The organism is Acinetobacter pengchengensis (genome assembly GCF_982235305.1).
Genome location: NZ_CEVATJ010000001.1, coordinates 230,831 through 246,489, shown reverse-complemented (window position 1 = coordinate 246,489; position 15,659 = coordinate 230,831). Strand labels below are relative to the sequence as shown.

Sequence of the window (15,659 nt, the reverse complement as noted above, 5' to 3'; positions counted from 1 at the left end):
GGTGATGTTGAATTCATTCAGCCCACAGCAAATCAACTCCATTTTATTGTGGTATTTGGTTCAACATTCATTGTCCAGTTTTTCCAAACTCGTACAACATTATGGTTCCGTGGCTGCCGCAGTGCAGCCCGAGCATCTCCTTACGTGGTCAGATGTGCGTATTCATGCCAACCATCTACAACGTGCCAAAGAATATCTTAGCCCTACAGGGCAACTCGCCTTTGAACAATGTCTGAATCAACTACAACAGCAGTGCGATTTTGTATTAACTCTAGATGATGCTGATTATCCGAATCAGTTACACCCCTATGCCAATAAGCCACCAATTTTATTTGGACAAGGCAATGCACAGGCTTTGTTGCAAGCGCAAATTGCAATTGTCGGCAGTCGTAAAGCCAGCCCGCATGGCCGGCAAGTAGCTTATGATTTTGCTTATTATTTAAGTGAGCAAGGGTTCTTTATCAATAGCGGTTTGGCACAAGGTATTGATGAGGCCGCACATCAAGGTGCTTTGCAACATCAACGTACCATTGCAGTCATGGGCACAGGTTTGGACAGCACTTACCCAAGTGCACATCACAGCCTGCGCCAACAGATTGTGGAATCTGGTGGTGCCGTAATTACAGAGTTTTTACCGCACACCAAACCCTTACAGCAACATTTCCCACGACGCAACCGTATTGTCAGTGGACTAAGTTTAGGCGTGATTGTTGCTGAAGCCAGTTTAAAAAGTGGCTCACTGATTACCGCCAAATTAGCAGCAGAGCAAGGCAAATTGATATTTGCCATTCCTGGACATATTTATAGTGAATTTCATCAAGGTTGCCATCAATTGATTCGTGAGGGTGCAATTTTGGTCGACCATCCTGAACAAGTGATTGAGGATTTAGCCCTGCCGACCCAATGGCAATATCAACAAAACCAAATGGCGACAAAACCAGATCAGGTCACAACAGCATCGATAAGAGCCGAATCCCCTACGCCACAAACTGAAACAACGCTTCTAAGCACCACCACAAAAACAACCGACACAACTACACCGCACATTCCAGAGCATTTATTGACGCTGTATCAACAACTGGATTGGGTCGGACAAAGCATCGACTACTTGGCACAGCAACTGAATTTAGATATTGCCACACTCACCAGTGCATTAATGGAACTAGAACTCATGGGCTTCTGTTTACAGCAATCAGGCTTATATTTGCGTTGTCGTCCACACAAATAAGGTGCACAATCAGTGCCTATTTCACATTTCTGTTTAGGTAAAACTCCCATGATTACAACCTCTGTCACCGAAGCCGCTGCATGTCTACAACAAGGACAGGTACTGGCCTACCCTACAGAGGCCGTTTGGGGATTGGGATGTGATCCATATAATCAACAGGCATTTTTGGAAATTCTACGTCTGAAACAGCGTCCAATTGAAAAAGGTGTGATTTTACTGGCAGGACATCTATCACAAGTGGAGCATTTACTGCAGGATTTACGCCCCGAAATACGAGATCGCGTGATTGCGTCATGGACCAATACTCATCCCACAGATCGAGCGACCACTTGGCTGCTACCCAGCACATCCGCAATTCCAGAGTGGATTACAGGTCAACACCCCAAAGTAGCGGTGCGCGTAACCAATCACCCTTTATGTATGGCACTATGCCATGCTTTTGATGGCTTTATTGTATCGACCAGTGCCAATCCTGCGGGACTTGACCCTGCACGCTCTTTGCAAGAAGCAACGCAATATTTCCAACAACAATTGCACTACTTAAATGGTGATTTAGGTTTAAGTCAGCAACCCAGCCGTATTTTAGATGCAGAGACTGGGATGGTGATTCGCGCCTAGCTTTAGACAAATTTTAGATAAAAAAAAGCTCAACCATATAGGGATGGTTGAGCATAAAAAGGATGTGTATAAAAGCACATCCAGAGGGTTTGAAAATCTTGCTGCAAATGATATTTGACTGATTATGAAATACAGTAGGTCATTTCCAGTACGTGAATTATGGAGTAATTTAGTCGACTATACAAATAGATTTTTTCTATTAATTAAATATAAATATTCAATAAAAGATTCGTCATTTTTTCTTAATAATTTAAATTATCTTACTATTTTTACAATTATTTTAGAATAATTAAAAAAACTGTCATAATTCATAACGCTCAATACTGAATAAATTTTGAATAAAAAGCATTTTAAATACACCTTTAACTGACCAATAAATAATCAACTAAACTCAACTTTTTGCTTGAATGTGTACACGCACTTTCATTTGCGCCAACACAATACCCGTTAAAATAATCAATCCACCGATACTATGATAACTCCCCCACAATTCTGCCAACCAAAAATATGCAATGATGGCCGTAAAAACAGGCATCAAATTCATAAAAATACTGGTGCGATTTGGTCCTAAATATTGAACAGCCAACATCCATACCAAAGGTGCAATAATTGATGGAAATATACCTGCATACAGCACACTTAAACCATTTTGACTATTTAATTGATCTAAGCCGAACCACACAATAAATGGCAGATGATAAAGCAAGGCGAATATAATTTGTACATAAAGACTTAGCATGAGCGGCAATTTTAAATTCCATTTTTTTAAAAACACCCCATAAAAGGCGTAAAAAAATACCGCCAAAACCATGAGCATATCGCCCGCATGCCCTGTCAGTTGACTGAGTTGACGTAAATCTCCTTGTGCAATTACATACAACAAACCCGAAAATGAAATAATACAGCCTAAAACAGCAAATCGTGTGGGAATCTCTTTTAAGATCAGCAACGAAACCAGGATCGTAAACATGGGAATAAACGCATTAATAATACCCATATTGGTTGCAGTGGTGTAATTGGCTGCGGTATAACTGAGACCTTGATACAGTACCAAACCAAATGCACTGAGCACTGCCAACTGTTTCAAATGTGGACGAATTAACTCACGTTGCTGCCAAACTTTTGGCAATATCCATGGTGTTAAAATCAGAAAGGCAATTAACCAACGATAAAAACTGATACTGACGAGTGAAATATACGCCGCAACATAGCGCGTCACCGCAATATTTAACGACCAAATCAATACCGCAATCAATGGCAATAAAATTGCCCAAAACACGCCTTTATCTGACCGTATCATGTATTCATCATCCTTGTTATACCGAGCAGCATATCTGCTGTGAAACCTTTTCTATAACTGATTTATGATGCAAAGTGCTAACAACCCATGTCTATTTATGACACTTTTCGTTCAATTTATCCATTAATAAAACATAATGCAGATACGAATGACATTTTTCTGCGCAATATCACGGCTATGCGGGATTCCATCAGTGTCGTAAATTTCTTTGCTATAAAACTTGCTGTACCCAAAAATTACAGTTACAACAGTAGCGGTAAAATACAGATTCTAGGAAGCAACTATGCGCACTTCAGTTTATGACATTGCAGTGAACACCAATCAGGGTACGGAAACCACATTAAATCAATATGCAGGAAAAGTGTTGTTGATCGTGAACGTGGCATCAAAATGTGGGTTAACCCCGCAATACGAAGGCTTACAGCAACTCTACGCAGCAAAACAGGCACAAGGCTTAGAAATTTTAGCCTTTCCATCAAATGACTTCTTGGCACAAGAACCCGGCAGCGATACAGAAATTCAGGAATTTTGCTCACTGAATTATCAGGTGAGTTTTCCATTGTTTGCTAAAATTCCAGTCGTGGGTGCAGAAAAACATCCTCTCTACACGGCTTTAACGCAAGCAATTCCTGAACGTATTGGTGAAGGCCCTTGGCGGAAAGATTTGGTTGATTACGGCTTAACTCCAAACGAACCACCTGAAGTATTGTGGAACTTTGAAAAGTTTTTGGTGAATAAACAAGGTGAAGTTGTGGCGCGTTTTGCCCCAGATTTAACCGCAGATGACCCACGTATTTTGGATGCGATTGCAGCAGAACTCGCCAAATAATGATTGGCAATGAACGCTTTATACAGGGAATTTGCTTCGGCAAGTCCCTGTTTATCATTTCAACAACACTTCGAATATTTGTTATTGCTTTGCAACAATCTGTTTTTTATTCATATTTTCGTTTTATATTCACTATAATCAAACACCCAAAATCACATGAATATGAAAAATGTATCTTCGAAGGCACTACTTCCGTTTGCACTATTGAGTTCTGCCTTTCTACTCAGCGCCTGTGATCAAATGAACACGGCACAAACGCCTACAACAGACCAAGATGATTCCAACGCAACAGCTAATAGCAATACAAATACAAATACAACCAGTGCCCCATTAAGCAGTGGTAATATGTTCTATATTGTGCGTGATGTAGCTGATTTACAGCTTAAAGCAGGTCAATATATCGAACAATTGAATCAAACCAAGTCTGAGTTGCAAACCGCTTTAGATGCGCAAGATCCACAACAATTGCAAATTTTAGCGACTCAATTACAACAGCAATTACAAGGCTTTAATCAAACACTAAGCAGCCTAGACTTAAAAACACAGGAAATTGATACCATCCGTCAAAACTTATTGACCGCTAATCAGCAAGTTTTGGCTTCGCCATTTTTAAATGGTCAAGTCGATTTAAGCAAAGTGGACTTTAAAAAACTGGAACAGCAAATGGGGAATATTCAAACTGAAATGCTCAAACTGGCGGCGATGATTTTACAAGGTGAGTCGAATCAGCTAACTGAAACCACCAATACAGCATCTTAAGCAAATGTAAGGCTTCAATTCCAAATAGCATAAAAAAAGCCACTCTTTCGAGTGGCTTTTTTCAATCTTAAACCAGCAATTACATTGCACGGTTTTTGATTTTGCGGATAGTTTCCAACTGTGCAGCAGTTTCAGCCAAAGCAGCCAAAGCAGCAGCAGAGTCCAAATCGCTCTTTTGATTTGCCAACAATTGTTCAGCGTGTTTACGCGCTTCAATAATTGCCGCTTCATCTAAGTTTTCTGCACGAACTGCAGTATCTGCAAGAATCGTAACAACATGCGGTTGAACTTCTAGAACACCACCAGATACATAGATTAATTCTTCTGTACCATTTTCCAGCAGAACGCGGATTGCACCCGGCTGAAGCAAAGTTACCAGTGGTGCGTGACCCGGCATAATACCGAGTTCACCGCCAGCACCTTTTGCAATTAGCATAGTCACAGTGCCCGAGTACAAAGACTCTTTTACACTTACAACATCACATTGCATAGTCGCCATGAGAATCTCCTAAATTAGAGCTGCTAATTAAAGTTTCTCGGCTTTAGCAATCACTTCGTCAATACCACCAACCATATAGAACGCTTGTTCTGGGATATGATCGTATTCACCAGCTAGAAGACCTTTAAAGCCACGAATTGTATCTTTAAGCGGTACAAGTTTACCAGGCGCACCAGTAAATACTTCAGCTACGTGGAACGGTTGAGAGAAGAAACGTTGGATCTTACGTGCACGGTATACAATAAGTTTGTCTTCTTCTGACAATTCGTCCATACCAAGAATTGCGATAATGTCTTTCAATTCTTTATAACGTTGAAGAACGTTTTGAACCGAACGAGCAATTTCGTAATGCTCAGTACCAACAACTAATGGATCTAACTGACGTGAAGTTGAGTCTAGTGGATCGATCGCAGGGTAAATACCTTGAGATGCAATGTCACGGCTCAATACTACAGTTGCGTCTAAGTGCGCGAACGTTGTAGCAGGTGATGGGTCAGTTAAGTCATCGGCAGGTACGTATACAGCTTGAATAGATGTAATCGAACCAGACTTAGTTGAAGTAATACGTTCTTGAAGAACACCCATCTCTTCTGCAAGTGTAGGCTGATAACCTACTGCAGATGGCATACGACCTAGAAGTGCTGATACTTCAGTACCTGCTAGTGTATAACGGTAGATGTTGTCTACGAACAATAATACGTCACGACCTTTACCGTTCTCGTCTTTTTGATCACGGAAGTACTCAGCCATAGTCAAACCAGTTAACGCTACGCGTAAACGGTTACCAGGTGGCTCGTTCATCTGACCGTAGACCATTGCTACTTTGTCTAGAACGTTAGAGTCTTTCATTTCGTGATAGAAGTCGTTACCTTCACGAGTACGCTCACCAACACCAGCGAATACAGATAAACCTGAGTGCGCTTTAGCGATGTTGTTAATCAACTCCATCATGTTTACGGTTTTACCAACACCCGCACCACCGAACAGACCAACTTTACCACCTTTCGCGAACGGGCAAAGTAAGTCAATCACTTTAATCCCAGTTTCTAAAAGGTCAGTAGAAGCCGCTTGTTCTGCATAAGAAGGCGCTTGACGGTGAATTGGTAAACGCTCTTCAGTTGCAACTGGACCAGCTTCGTCGATCGGGCGACCAAGAACGTCCATGATACGACCAAGTGTCGCTGTACCGACTGGTACAGAGATTGGCGCGTTAGTGTTAGTTACGTTCAAACCACGCTTAAGGCCTTCAGTAGAACCCATTGCAATAGTACGAACTACGCCATCACCAAGTTGTTGCTGAACTTCTAATGTAGTTTCAGTACCGTCAACTTGGAGAGCGTCATAGATCTTAGGAACGCTGTTGCGTTCAAACTCGACGTCGATAACCGCGCCGATGATCTGAATGATACGACCGCCACTCATTGCTGTCTCCTCAATTCAAACTAATAATGTTAAACGGCAGCGGCACCACCAACGATTTCAGAAATTTCCTGAGTAATCGCGGCTTGACGCAGCTTGTTATAAATAAGTTGTAGGCTCTTGATCAGTTCACCTGCGTTATCTGTTGCAGCTTTCATTGCAACCATACGTGCAGACTGTTCACATGCGATGTTTTCAATCACACCTTGATAAACCATAGACTCGATGTAACGAACCAATAAACCATTTAACAGCTCTTCAGCTTCTGGTTCATAGATATAGTCCCAACCGTATTGACGGTTAAGAGTCTTGTTTTCTTCAGCAGCTGCTAAAGGAACAAGTTGTTCGATTTTCTGATCTTGAGTCATGGCATTGACAAAGCCGTTTGACACGAGGTAAATGCGATCTAACTCGCCTTTATCGTACGCATCTAACATCACTTGCACAGAACCAGATAACTGTTCAAGACTTGGCGCATCACCTACGTTTGTAGTTGCACCAAGCACTTTACCGCCGTAGTTTTTAAAAAACGAAACCGCTTTTTGACCAATTAAAGCAAACTGAACTTCAATTGACTGCTCTTGTTGTTGCTGTACATGCTTTACAACTTTCTTGAACAAGTTAATGTTCAAGCCACCGGCTAAACCACGATCTGAAGACACAATGATATAACCAACGCGCTTAACTGGGCGTTCAATCATATAACGGTGTTTGTATTCAGGGTTCGCCTGTACCAAATGAGCAATTACACGGTGCATATTTTCGGCATACGGACGGCCTTGAGCCATGCGCTCTTGCGCACGACGCATCTTAGAAGCAGCAACCATTTGCATCGCGCGAGTAATCTTTTGCGTGCTCTTGATACTAGCAACTTTGGCGCGAATTTCTTTTAAATTTGCCATACGCTTAACCTAGTATTCGAAAGCCCTTTCAGGCTTCCGAAGGTTGATTCCGTGAACCAAACCTCTAACTAGCCAATGCTAAATTAGTAAGTTTGAGTCGCTTTAAAGCTTTCAATACCTGCTTTGATTGCAGCTTCGATGTCTTTGTTGAAATCACCAGTTTCATCGATTTGTTGCATTAACGCAGCATGTTCTGAACGGAAGTAAGAGATTAACGCAGCATCAAAGTCTACGATTTTCTTCACTTCTACGTCAGCCATATAGCCTTCGTTAGATGCATAAACTGAAACAGCTTGGTCGGCAATTGAGTATGGCGCATATTGTTTCTGCTTCATTAACTCAGTTACACGTTGACCATGTTCAAGTTGCTTACGAGTTGCTTCGTCAAGGTCAGAAGCGAACTGAGCAAACGCTGCCAATTCACGGTATTGCGCCAAAGCGGTACGGATACCACCAGACAATTTTTTGATGATCTTAGTTTGAGCAGAACCACCAACACGCGATACAGAAATACCCGCGTTCACAGCAGGACGGATACCTGCGTTGAATAATGATGTTTCTAAGAAGATCTGACCATCTGTAATCGAAATTACGTTGGTTGGTACGAATGCAGATACGTCACCTGCTTGAGTTTCAATAATCGGCAATGCAGTTAAAGAACCAGTTTGACCTTTAACTTCACCGTTAGTGAATTTCTCAACGTAGTCAGCAGATACACGAGAAGCACGCTCAAGTAGACGCGAGTGTAGATAGAACACGTCACCTGGATACGCTTCACGACCTGGTGGACGACGTAAAAGCAATGAAATTTGACGATACGCAACAGCTTGTTTAGACAAGTCATCATAAATGATAAGCGCGTCTTCACCACGGTCACGGAAATATTCACCCATTGTACAGCCAGAGTACGGAGCAAGATACAACATTGCTGCTGGATCTGCCGCTGCTGCTGCGACAACAGTTGTATACGCCATAGCACCAGTTTCTTCTAGCTTGCGTACTACGTTTGCGATAGTCGATTGTTTTTGACCAATTGCTACGTATACACACTTAATGCCAGAGTTTTTCTGAGCGATGATCGCATCGATCGCCATTGCTGTTTTACCAGTTTGACGGTCACCAATGATCAACTCACGTTGACCACGGCCTACAGGGATCATTGTATCTACTGATTTATAACCAGTTTGTACAGGTTGATCCACTGATTGGCGCCAAATTACGCCTGGTGCTACTTTTTCTACAGCATCAGTTAATTTTGCATCAATAGGGCCTTTACCATCAATTGGGTTACCCAAAGCATCTACCACACGGCCTAAAAGTTCAGGACCAACCGGAACTTCTAATACACGACCTGTGCAACGAGCTTTTTGACCTTCTTGAAGGCTTAAGTAGTTACCTAAAACAACGACGCCCACTGAATCCTGTTCTAGGTTCAGTGCCATACCAAATAAGCCGCCGTCGAATTCGATCATTTCACCGTACATTGCATCAGCAAGGCCGTGAATGCGCACAATACCGTCGGATACCATAACAATGGTACCTTCGTTTTTAGCGGTCGCGCTGGTGTCCAGATCGCCGATACGCTGTTTAATGAGCGCACTGATCTCGGATGGATTCAGTTGTTGCATTGCGCTATACCTCAATCTTTTATTAGTTCAGTCTTCGCAATTAAGCTAAAAGACGTGTCCGCATTTTTTCCAGCTTGTTAAGTGCAGAATCATCTATCACTTGGTCGCCTGCACGAATAACCACACCCGCTATTAAAGCTGGGTTGACTTCTACTGCAATAGAAACAGTGCTGTTGAAACGCTTTTCTAGCGCCGCTTTCAACACTTGTTCCTGCTCAGCAGACAATGGGAAAGCCGATTCAATTACGACGTCCACATTGTTGTTATTCTGTGATTTGAGCTGTTCGTATTCTGCTTGAATTTCAGGAAGCAAAGCCAAACGGTTGTTTTCAGCAAGCAATGTCAAAAAGTTTGACACTGCTGCAGTTTGGTATTCACCTAAAACTTTGGCAAAAATACTCACCTGCTCAGCAGGCGTAAGCTCAGGGCGATTTAAGTAAGCTGAAAATGCTTCGTCTTGCACCGCAGCACTGAGCAAGTTAAGTGCTGTTGACCAATTGTCAGTTGCACCTTGCTCAGAAGCGTAAGCAAATGCTGCTTTAGCGTAGGGGCGTGCCAACGTCAAGAGTTCAGCCATAATCTGCCTCTCTCTTAAAGTTTAGCAGCCAGCTGAGTCAGCATGGCATTGTGAGCTTCTGCGTCAACTTGCTGGCTAAGAATTTTCTCTGCACCAGCTACTGCAAGCGCAGCTACTTGTTGACGTAATTCTTCGCGAGCAGCATTGATTTCTGTATCAACAGCTTCTTTCGCTTGTTGACGAATACGCTCACCTTCAGCAGATGCTTGGGTACGCGCTTCTTCTACCAATTGTGCTGCACGACGATTCGCTTGTTCGATCAATTGAGCCGCTTGTGCTTTAGCTGCATCCAATTCAGCCTTTACTTGAGCTTGCGCATCGGCAAGATCAGCTTTGGCTTTTTCAGCTGCATTTAAGCCGTCAGCAATACGACGCTGACGCTCACTAATCGCATTGATTAGTGGTGGCCATACAAACTTCATGCAGAATGCGACGAAAATCGCAAATGCAATCGCTTGGCCAAACAATGTGAGGTTGATATTCATTGCAAATTCCTCAAATAGTGAATTTCGGAATTAAGCTGATTAACCTACAAATGGATTAGCGAATAGGATAAATAAGCCAATACCAACACTGATCATTGGGATCGCATCAAGAAGACCCGCTACGATGAACATACGTGTTTGAAGTTGTGGAGCAAGTTCAGGCTGGCGAGAAACAGCTTCTAGGAAACGACCACCTAATAGTGCGAAACCAATACCAGTACCTAATGCAGCAAAAGAAATTAAGATTGCGACTGCAATAGCAGACAAACCAAGTACTAATTCCATGAAAAAATCCTCAAATGTTAGGTTAAATCAAAACTAATAATCATCTAACCATTAACGAACAATTAGATAAAAAAATACGATTAATGTTTTTCACTTGCCATACTTAAGTACACGATGGTCAACATCATAAATACGAAAGCTTGCAGTGTAATTACAAGAATATGGAAAATTGCCCAAGGTACAGACAATGCCCATTGGATCCAGAACGGTAATAGTGCAATCAGAATGAAGATTAACTCACCTGCATACATGTTACCAAACAGTCGTAGAGCCAATGAAACTGGACGCGCTAGGAAAGTCGCTAACTCTAAAACTAAATTTACTGGAACTAGTAAAATTTTAAATACAATATTATTTGAACTAAACGGGTTGAATGCAAATTCGCCTGCAAAACCACCTAAACCTTTCGCACGAATACCGTAGAAGAAGATCAAAGCAAAAACAGACAACGACATACCTAAAGTCACGTTGATATCTGTTGTTGGAACAATCTTAAAGTAGACGTGATGCGGGTCCATGCCAAATACGTGTGCACCAATCAATTGAGCTGTATACGGGATAAAGTCAACTGGGATTAAGTCCATTGCGTTCATGAGGAAAATCCACACGAAAATGGTCAATGCAAGCGGTGCGATTAAACGCGATTTGCCATGAAAAGTGTCGCGAACATTTGAGTCAACAAACTCGATAATCATTTCAATTGCAGACTGGAACTTGGTCGGAACACCAGCGTTTGCAGCTTTCGCCACAACCCAGAACAGAAAACAGAAAATCAGACCCAGTCCGATAGACCAACCCATTGAATCCAAATGAATAGCAGTGAACCCCATCTGTTGAGCTTCTTCAGCAGTTTCAGCTAACTTCCAAGAACCGTCTGGCATTTTGCCATACGTCATGTTAGTCAAGTGATGCTTGATATACTCGGTCGAAGTAAGGGCATGTTCTTCAGCAGCCATAAATCACACCTGGTCAATGTCAAATACTAATATAGAGATAAGCGAACATCGCGTGCTGCTTGATATCTCGCTCAACTCCAAAAAACTTTTCAATTTTTGCTTGTGCTGATACTCATCGTTTTAGACGTGACACACAAAAAGGTGCGACCCACGACATGGCTTGAACGAGAATAAAACCACAGAACAATGCCCCCGCTGACAACGGTTTGACATTACTCAAAATCAAAATGAATCCTACGATCACAATCGCAAACTTACCCATTAAGCCCCTAAACATGTTCACATAAACCTGTTGCGAAGCTCGAGCACCTGCTGTACGAAACGACTGCCACGTAAAGTAGCAGCTTGCCAACCAACAGACGAGTGCACCAAGTGCAGCGCTGATGGCAGCTGTCGTATCCTTCACCACCCAAGCCAAAAGACCTGAGACTGGAATCATTAATGCTTGTAGGAAGACCAAAGCTTTCGCTAATCGTCGGTCAATCAAGCGACTAGTTCGGCTCATTTATTTATCCACTCACAGCATAAATGCTTGACAAGTTCAACTGATGATCGTTTTTTATCGCAGGCATTATAGAGTTAGCCCCCTGAACATGCAATCGTTTCCCGACCTTAGTCGTGTTTTTTTGCATGTTTGTCTCGGAATTGTCATATTTCAATTTTGCTTAAAAAACGCATCATTTTCGTGCATTTAATACACAAGCCTTAGTTTGTTTGGCTAATTGCTGCCAAGCTTGCACAAAATCATCTGCGCCGCGCATGCTTTCATCGACCTTTTGAAACACAATTGGATTCAATTTCATATACTGATTTTTACTGGCATGTCCTTCAGCAAGCAGGCACATTTTTGGATTTGGGCGATGATCGTTCAAATATTTGATTTGAGCAACCGTTGGGGCAATATGCGGATCATTGGTCAATGAGCCTGCAAATTTTAAATTCAGGGCACGTTCTAAATATTGATAGGCATCGTGATAGGCCCAATATGGCTGTGCTGCAGTTTGAGTCTGAAACTGACTTGCACTTTTGTATAAACTCTGCGCAAAGGCACGTGCGTTGTTCCAATAAGCATCACGATGCTCAGGCATTTGCTGAGAACGCAGTGCGGCAATAAAGAAACCTATACGCACAGCATTGTTTGGGTCTAGCCAGACATGACTGTCCACCGTATTTTTTAATGCTAAACCACGCTCTGAACGCTGCGGCAAAGTTTTGATAATGCCCGCATCTAATAAAGCAATCGCTTTAGGATTTTGATGTAATACACGTTCTAGCGGTGCTTCATGTGCTTTACCTAGCCAAATCATTAAACCCGCATCTTGGATGGTTTTACGATGTGCAGGCGTGAGCGATACATCATGCCCTGTTTGATCTGCTAGTAATAACGTGGGTGTTTCGATATTTTGCGTGACTTTTTGGGCAATCAAATAGATAGGATGCGTAGACACCACCAAAGCCTGCGCCATGCTGACAGAACTGCATAACGCTAATAAACAGAAACTAAATAAACGAAACATTGCGGCATATCACGAAAAATCGATAAATGTTATAATATAACAAATTTATAAAAATACCTACGTATAATCGAAACTGATTACGCTTCATGCTAAGATTTACTGTCGTTTTTCTTTTAAAGTTCAACTGGGGTGGCTATGAGCTTATGTTCGCACGAGCATCACAATGCATTACATGGCGTTCACGACCATCACAATGTCAATCAACGTCTTGCCGAAGCTGAAAGTTTATGTGTGGCAACAGGCGCTCGTTTAACACCACTACGTAAAGAAGTGTTGGAACTCATTCTCAAGGCATCTGCACCAATGGGTGCTTATGATTTATTGGCGAAAATTAAAAGTGAGTCTGATCGTCCTGCGGCACCGCCAACGGTGTACCGTACTTTGGACTTTTTACTGGAAAAAGGACTAATTCACCGTTTGACTTCAATCAATGCCTATATTCCTTGTTGTCATCCACGTGAAGGACACCAAGCGGCATTTTTGATCTGTACGGAATGCAAAGTCGTTAAAGAAGCTTCAGCGCAAGCTTTATTAGAGCAATTGGATCAATTGGCAGTTTCTGACCACTTTAGCCCGCATCACAGCATTATTGAGATTTCTGGAAAATGTCAGCAGTGCAACAGCAAATAACCACTGCACCACTCATCGCCTTGCACAATATTCAGGTGCGCATTGATGAGCGCGATATTTTAAAAAATGTCGATTTTGAATTGCATGCGCGTGAAATTGTCACGCTAATTGGCCCCAATGGTGCAGGAAAATCGACTTTAATTAAAGTCTTGCTTGGCATTGTAAAACCAAATGCAGGCAAGCGAGTAAATTCTCGTAAACTAACCTTTTCTTATGTACCGCAAAAGTTTAATCCTTCTCACAGCTTACCTTTACGAGTGAAGGATTTACTGGCCTTAGAAAAATGTCCAAACGCAATTAAAGCAGAAATTATCCGCGATACCGGAATTGCCAAACTGCAAGATTCTAAAGTACAACAACTGTCTGGTGGTGAGCGGCAGCGGGTTTTACTGGCACGTGCTTTATTGCGTCAACCCGATATTTTGGTACTGGATGAGCCGATGCAAGGACTAGATATTCAGTCCGAAGCTGAACTGTATGACTATGTGCGCAACTTACCGAGCAAATATGGCTGTGCGGTGTTGATGGTGTCGCATGATTTGCAATGGGTCATGCAAGGTACGCATCGTGTGGTATGTTTAAATAAACACATTTGCTGTAGCGGTTTGCCCGAAAATGTACAGCAACATCCTGAATACCAAGCCATTTTTGGAACCAATCGGGTGTTCTATCAACATCATCATGATCACTGCGCGCATGGTGACCTTGCCGAGCCTTGTCAGCATGATTCACGTCCTCATATTCACCCTGAATCGGAAGCTTAACCCATGATGGATTGGCTACACTTGCTGTTACCTGCATGGATCATGGGCAGTTTATTGGTATTTTTGACCGCCCCACTTGGCTGTTTAATGCTTTGGCGACGCATGTCCTTTTTTGCCGATACCATGGCACATGGCACTTTATTGGGTGTGGCGATTGCAGGTGCGTTAAGTTTACCTCTGTGGCTGGGCGTGACATTCTTGGCATTATTATTAGTAGGTGTTTTGTGGATTTTACATGATCCACGGTTGCCAAATGATGCATTATTGGCGCTCTGCTCTGCAACCTTGCTCTGTTCAGGTTTACTCTTTATTCAGCATATTCCGAGTTTACGTCCTGAATTGCTGAGCTATTTATTTGGCGATTTACTCACCATTTCATGGGCAGATTTACCTGTATTTGCTTTGGTCATTATTGCAGCCTTAACGGTACTCTACAAATTTTGGCAGGGACAAATTCAAATTGCAATTGACCCTGATATTGCGGTCAGTGAAGGCGTGAATGCACAATGGCAACGTCTGATTTTTATGTTGTTATTGGCATTATTTACGGTATTGGCTTTACGTGCAGTCGGCTCTTTATTAATGGGTGCATTGTTGGTGATTCCTGCCTTAACCGCACGTTTATTGGCTCACTCGCCTAAGCAAATGGTGATTTGGGCGTTTATTGTGGCACAAATTGCAGTCAGCGTAGGTTTATGGTCAAGCGCAGGCTTGAATATTTCGACAGGTTTAAGCATTGTGATGACTATGGCAATCATTTTTACGGTGATTTTTAGCGTGCAAAAAGTCAGAACGATGGCTTAGTTTTTCGTTAATGAATGTCTATATTTTTGTATTGCAGCAATGAGCATTACAACCAAAAATGGCAGCATATACACAATCCACAGTGCTATATCACTGTGAATCACTTGCTGTAAAAGACTCAATTGCTGCTGACCTTCTGAAACAGCATTCCAATCTATTTTTTGTAGATAAAACATTGCATGAATGGCAATCAACAACACAGCCGTAATATTAATCAACACCACACTTTGCCACAGGGTATGTTTAAAATAAGTTTGTAAGGCGGCAAATACAAAAGAAAAAAAGAAATTGATACTCAAATGCACCATCAAAGCAATTGGCCAAAACACGTTATCCACTGAAAACTGAATCGCTAATCCAATTGCTATTAAAGTTGAAAAACTCAAAAGCAACATACTGATCCACCAATGTTGCCAATAAAGTGCTCGCGGAATACCCTTTATTTTCAATATATATATC

Annotated in this window: 19 protein-coding genes; 7 read left to right on the top strand and 12 right to left on the bottom strand. The window is 42.1% G+C overall.

The genetic code is table 11. From position 1 onward, the window contains the following. The first annotated feature begins 4 nt into the window (after positions 1-4). A complete protein-coding gene (gene dprA / locus AC0T5Z_RS01210; RefSeq protein WP_291337662.1) occupies positions 5-1,228 on the top strand; it encodes a DNA-processing protein DprA in 1,224 nt (407 codons plus the stop codon). 48 nt (positions 1,229-1,276) lie between these two features. Then, positions 1,277-1,846, top strand: coding sequence for an L-threonylcarbamoyladenylate synthase type 1 TsaC (gene tsaC / locus AC0T5Z_RS01205; RefSeq protein ID WP_291337660.1), 570 nt, complete (start codon positions 1,277-1,279; stop codon positions 1,844-1,846). A gap of 391 nt (positions 1,847-2,237) precedes the next feature. Here tsaC and AC0T5Z_RS01200 read toward each other — a convergent pair whose 3' ends face one another. Then, a complete protein-coding gene (locus AC0T5Z_RS01200; RefSeq protein WP_435337592.1) occupies positions 2,238-3,146 on the bottom strand; it encodes a DMT family transporter in 909 nt (302 codons plus the stop codon). Positions 3,147-3,429: 283 nt separating this feature from the next. On the opposite strand from AC0T5Z_RS01200, the gene AC0T5Z_RS01195 reads away from it, so the two are divergent. Beyond that, positions 3,430-3,975, top strand: coding sequence for a glutathione peroxidase (locus AC0T5Z_RS01195; RefSeq protein ID WP_435337591.1), 546 nt, complete (start codon positions 3,430-3,432; stop codon positions 3,973-3,975). 162 nt (positions 3,976-4,137) lie between these two features. After that, positions 4,138-4,734: a hypothetical protein gene (locus tag AC0T5Z_RS01190; RefSeq protein ID WP_435337590.1), complete on the top strand. Its 597-nt coding sequence runs from the start codon at positions 4,138-4,140 to the stop codon at positions 4,732-4,734. A gap of 79 nt (positions 4,735-4,813) precedes the next feature. Here AC0T5Z_RS01190 and AC0T5Z_RS01185 read toward each other — a convergent pair whose 3' ends face one another. The 10 genes from AC0T5Z_RS01185 to AC0T5Z_RS01140 form a co-directional block, all read right to left on the bottom strand. Further along, positions 4,814-5,233 (bottom strand): F0F1 ATP synthase subunit epsilon, encoded by a 420-nt coding sequence (locus tag AC0T5Z_RS01185; RefSeq protein ID WP_019837174.1) that lies wholly within the window; start codon positions 5,231-5,233, stop codon positions 4,814-4,816. Positions 5,234-5,260: 27 nt separating this feature from the next. Beyond that, complete coding sequence (gene atpD, locus AC0T5Z_RS01180; RefSeq protein WP_291337651.1) at positions 5,261-6,655, bottom strand: F0F1 ATP synthase subunit beta; 1,395 nt, start codon at positions 6,653-6,655, stop codon at positions 5,261-5,263. 29 nt (positions 6,656-6,684) lie between these two features. Further along, positions 6,685-7,554: a F0F1 ATP synthase subunit gamma gene (gene atpG / locus AC0T5Z_RS01175; protein ID WP_096902733.1), complete on the bottom strand. Its 870-nt coding sequence runs from the start codon at positions 7,552-7,554 to the stop codon at positions 6,685-6,687. A gap of 83 nt (positions 7,555-7,637) precedes the next feature. Further along, positions 7,638-9,182 carry a F0F1 ATP synthase subunit alpha gene (gene atpA / locus AC0T5Z_RS01170; protein ID WP_019837172.1) on the bottom strand — a complete coding sequence of 515 codons (1,545 nt, stop codon included), beginning with the start codon at positions 9,180-9,182 and terminating at the stop codon, positions 7,638-7,640. Positions 9,183-9,222: 40 nt separating this feature from the next. Continuing rightward, positions 9,223-9,759 carry a F0F1 ATP synthase subunit delta gene (locus AC0T5Z_RS01165; protein WP_435337589.1) on the bottom strand — a complete coding sequence of 179 codons (537 nt, stop codon included), beginning with the start codon at positions 9,757-9,759 and terminating at the stop codon, positions 9,223-9,225. 14 nt (positions 9,760-9,773) lie between these two features. Next, entirely contained in the window at positions 9,774-10,244 is a 471-nt protein-coding gene (locus tag AC0T5Z_RS01160; RefSeq protein ID WP_291337642.1) for a F0F1 ATP synthase subunit B, read from the bottom strand. Between the two features lie 39 nt (positions 10,245-10,283). Beyond that, entirely contained in the window at positions 10,284-10,529 is a 246-nt protein-coding gene (gene atpE, locus AC0T5Z_RS01155; protein ID WP_104989258.1) for a F0F1 ATP synthase subunit C, read from the bottom strand. 80 nt (positions 10,530-10,609) lie between these two features. Further along, positions 10,610-11,485 carry a F0F1 ATP synthase subunit A gene (gene atpB, locus AC0T5Z_RS01150; RefSeq protein ID WP_435337588.1) on the bottom strand — a complete coding sequence of 292 codons (876 nt, stop codon included), beginning with the start codon at positions 11,483-11,485 and terminating at the stop codon, positions 10,610-10,612. 112 nt (positions 11,486-11,597) lie between these two features. Further along, positions 11,598-11,990 carry an ATP synthase subunit I gene (locus AC0T5Z_RS01145; RefSeq protein ID WP_104989260.1) on the bottom strand — a complete coding sequence of 131 codons (393 nt, stop codon included), beginning with the start codon at positions 11,988-11,990 and terminating at the stop codon, positions 11,598-11,600. Between the two features lie 172 nt (positions 11,991-12,162). After that, positions 12,163-13,002, bottom strand: a complete 840-nt coding sequence (locus AC0T5Z_RS01140) for a metal ABC transporter solute-binding protein, Zn/Mn family (RefSeq protein ID WP_291336564.1) — start codon at positions 13,000-13,002, stop codon at positions 12,163-12,165. 135 nt (positions 13,003-13,137) lie between these two features. Between AC0T5Z_RS01140 and AC0T5Z_RS01135 the strand changes: the two genes are divergently transcribed. The 3 genes from AC0T5Z_RS01135 to znuB are packed head-to-tail and all read left to right on the top strand — an operon-like array spanning position 13,138 to position 15,200. Continuing rightward, positions 13,138-13,632, top strand: coding sequence for a transcriptional repressor (locus AC0T5Z_RS01135; RefSeq protein ID WP_291336562.1), 495 nt, complete (start codon positions 13,138-13,140; stop codon positions 13,630-13,632). Next, the gene (gene znuC, locus AC0T5Z_RS01130) at positions 13,608-14,396 is read left to right on the top strand and encodes a zinc ABC transporter ATP-binding protein ZnuC (RefSeq protein ID WP_435337587.1); all 789 of its coding nucleotides are present in this window, start codon (positions 13,608-13,610) and stop codon (positions 14,394-14,396) included. Before AC0T5Z_RS01135 ends, znuC begins: the two co-directional genes overlap by 25 nt. A gap of 3 nt (positions 14,397-14,399) precedes the next feature. Next, complete coding sequence (gene znuB / locus AC0T5Z_RS01125) at positions 14,400-15,200, top strand: zinc ABC transporter permease subunit ZnuB (protein WP_291336558.1); 801 nt, start codon at positions 14,400-14,402, stop codon at positions 15,198-15,200. Here the strand turns inward: znuB and AC0T5Z_RS01120 are convergent. Continuing rightward, entirely contained in the window at positions 15,197-15,595 is a 399-nt protein-coding gene (locus tag AC0T5Z_RS01120; RefSeq protein WP_435337586.1) for a hypothetical protein, read from the bottom strand. The two genes, znuB and AC0T5Z_RS01120, sit on opposite strands and share 4 nt — an antisense overlap. Positions 15,596-15,659: the final 64 nt, after the last annotated feature.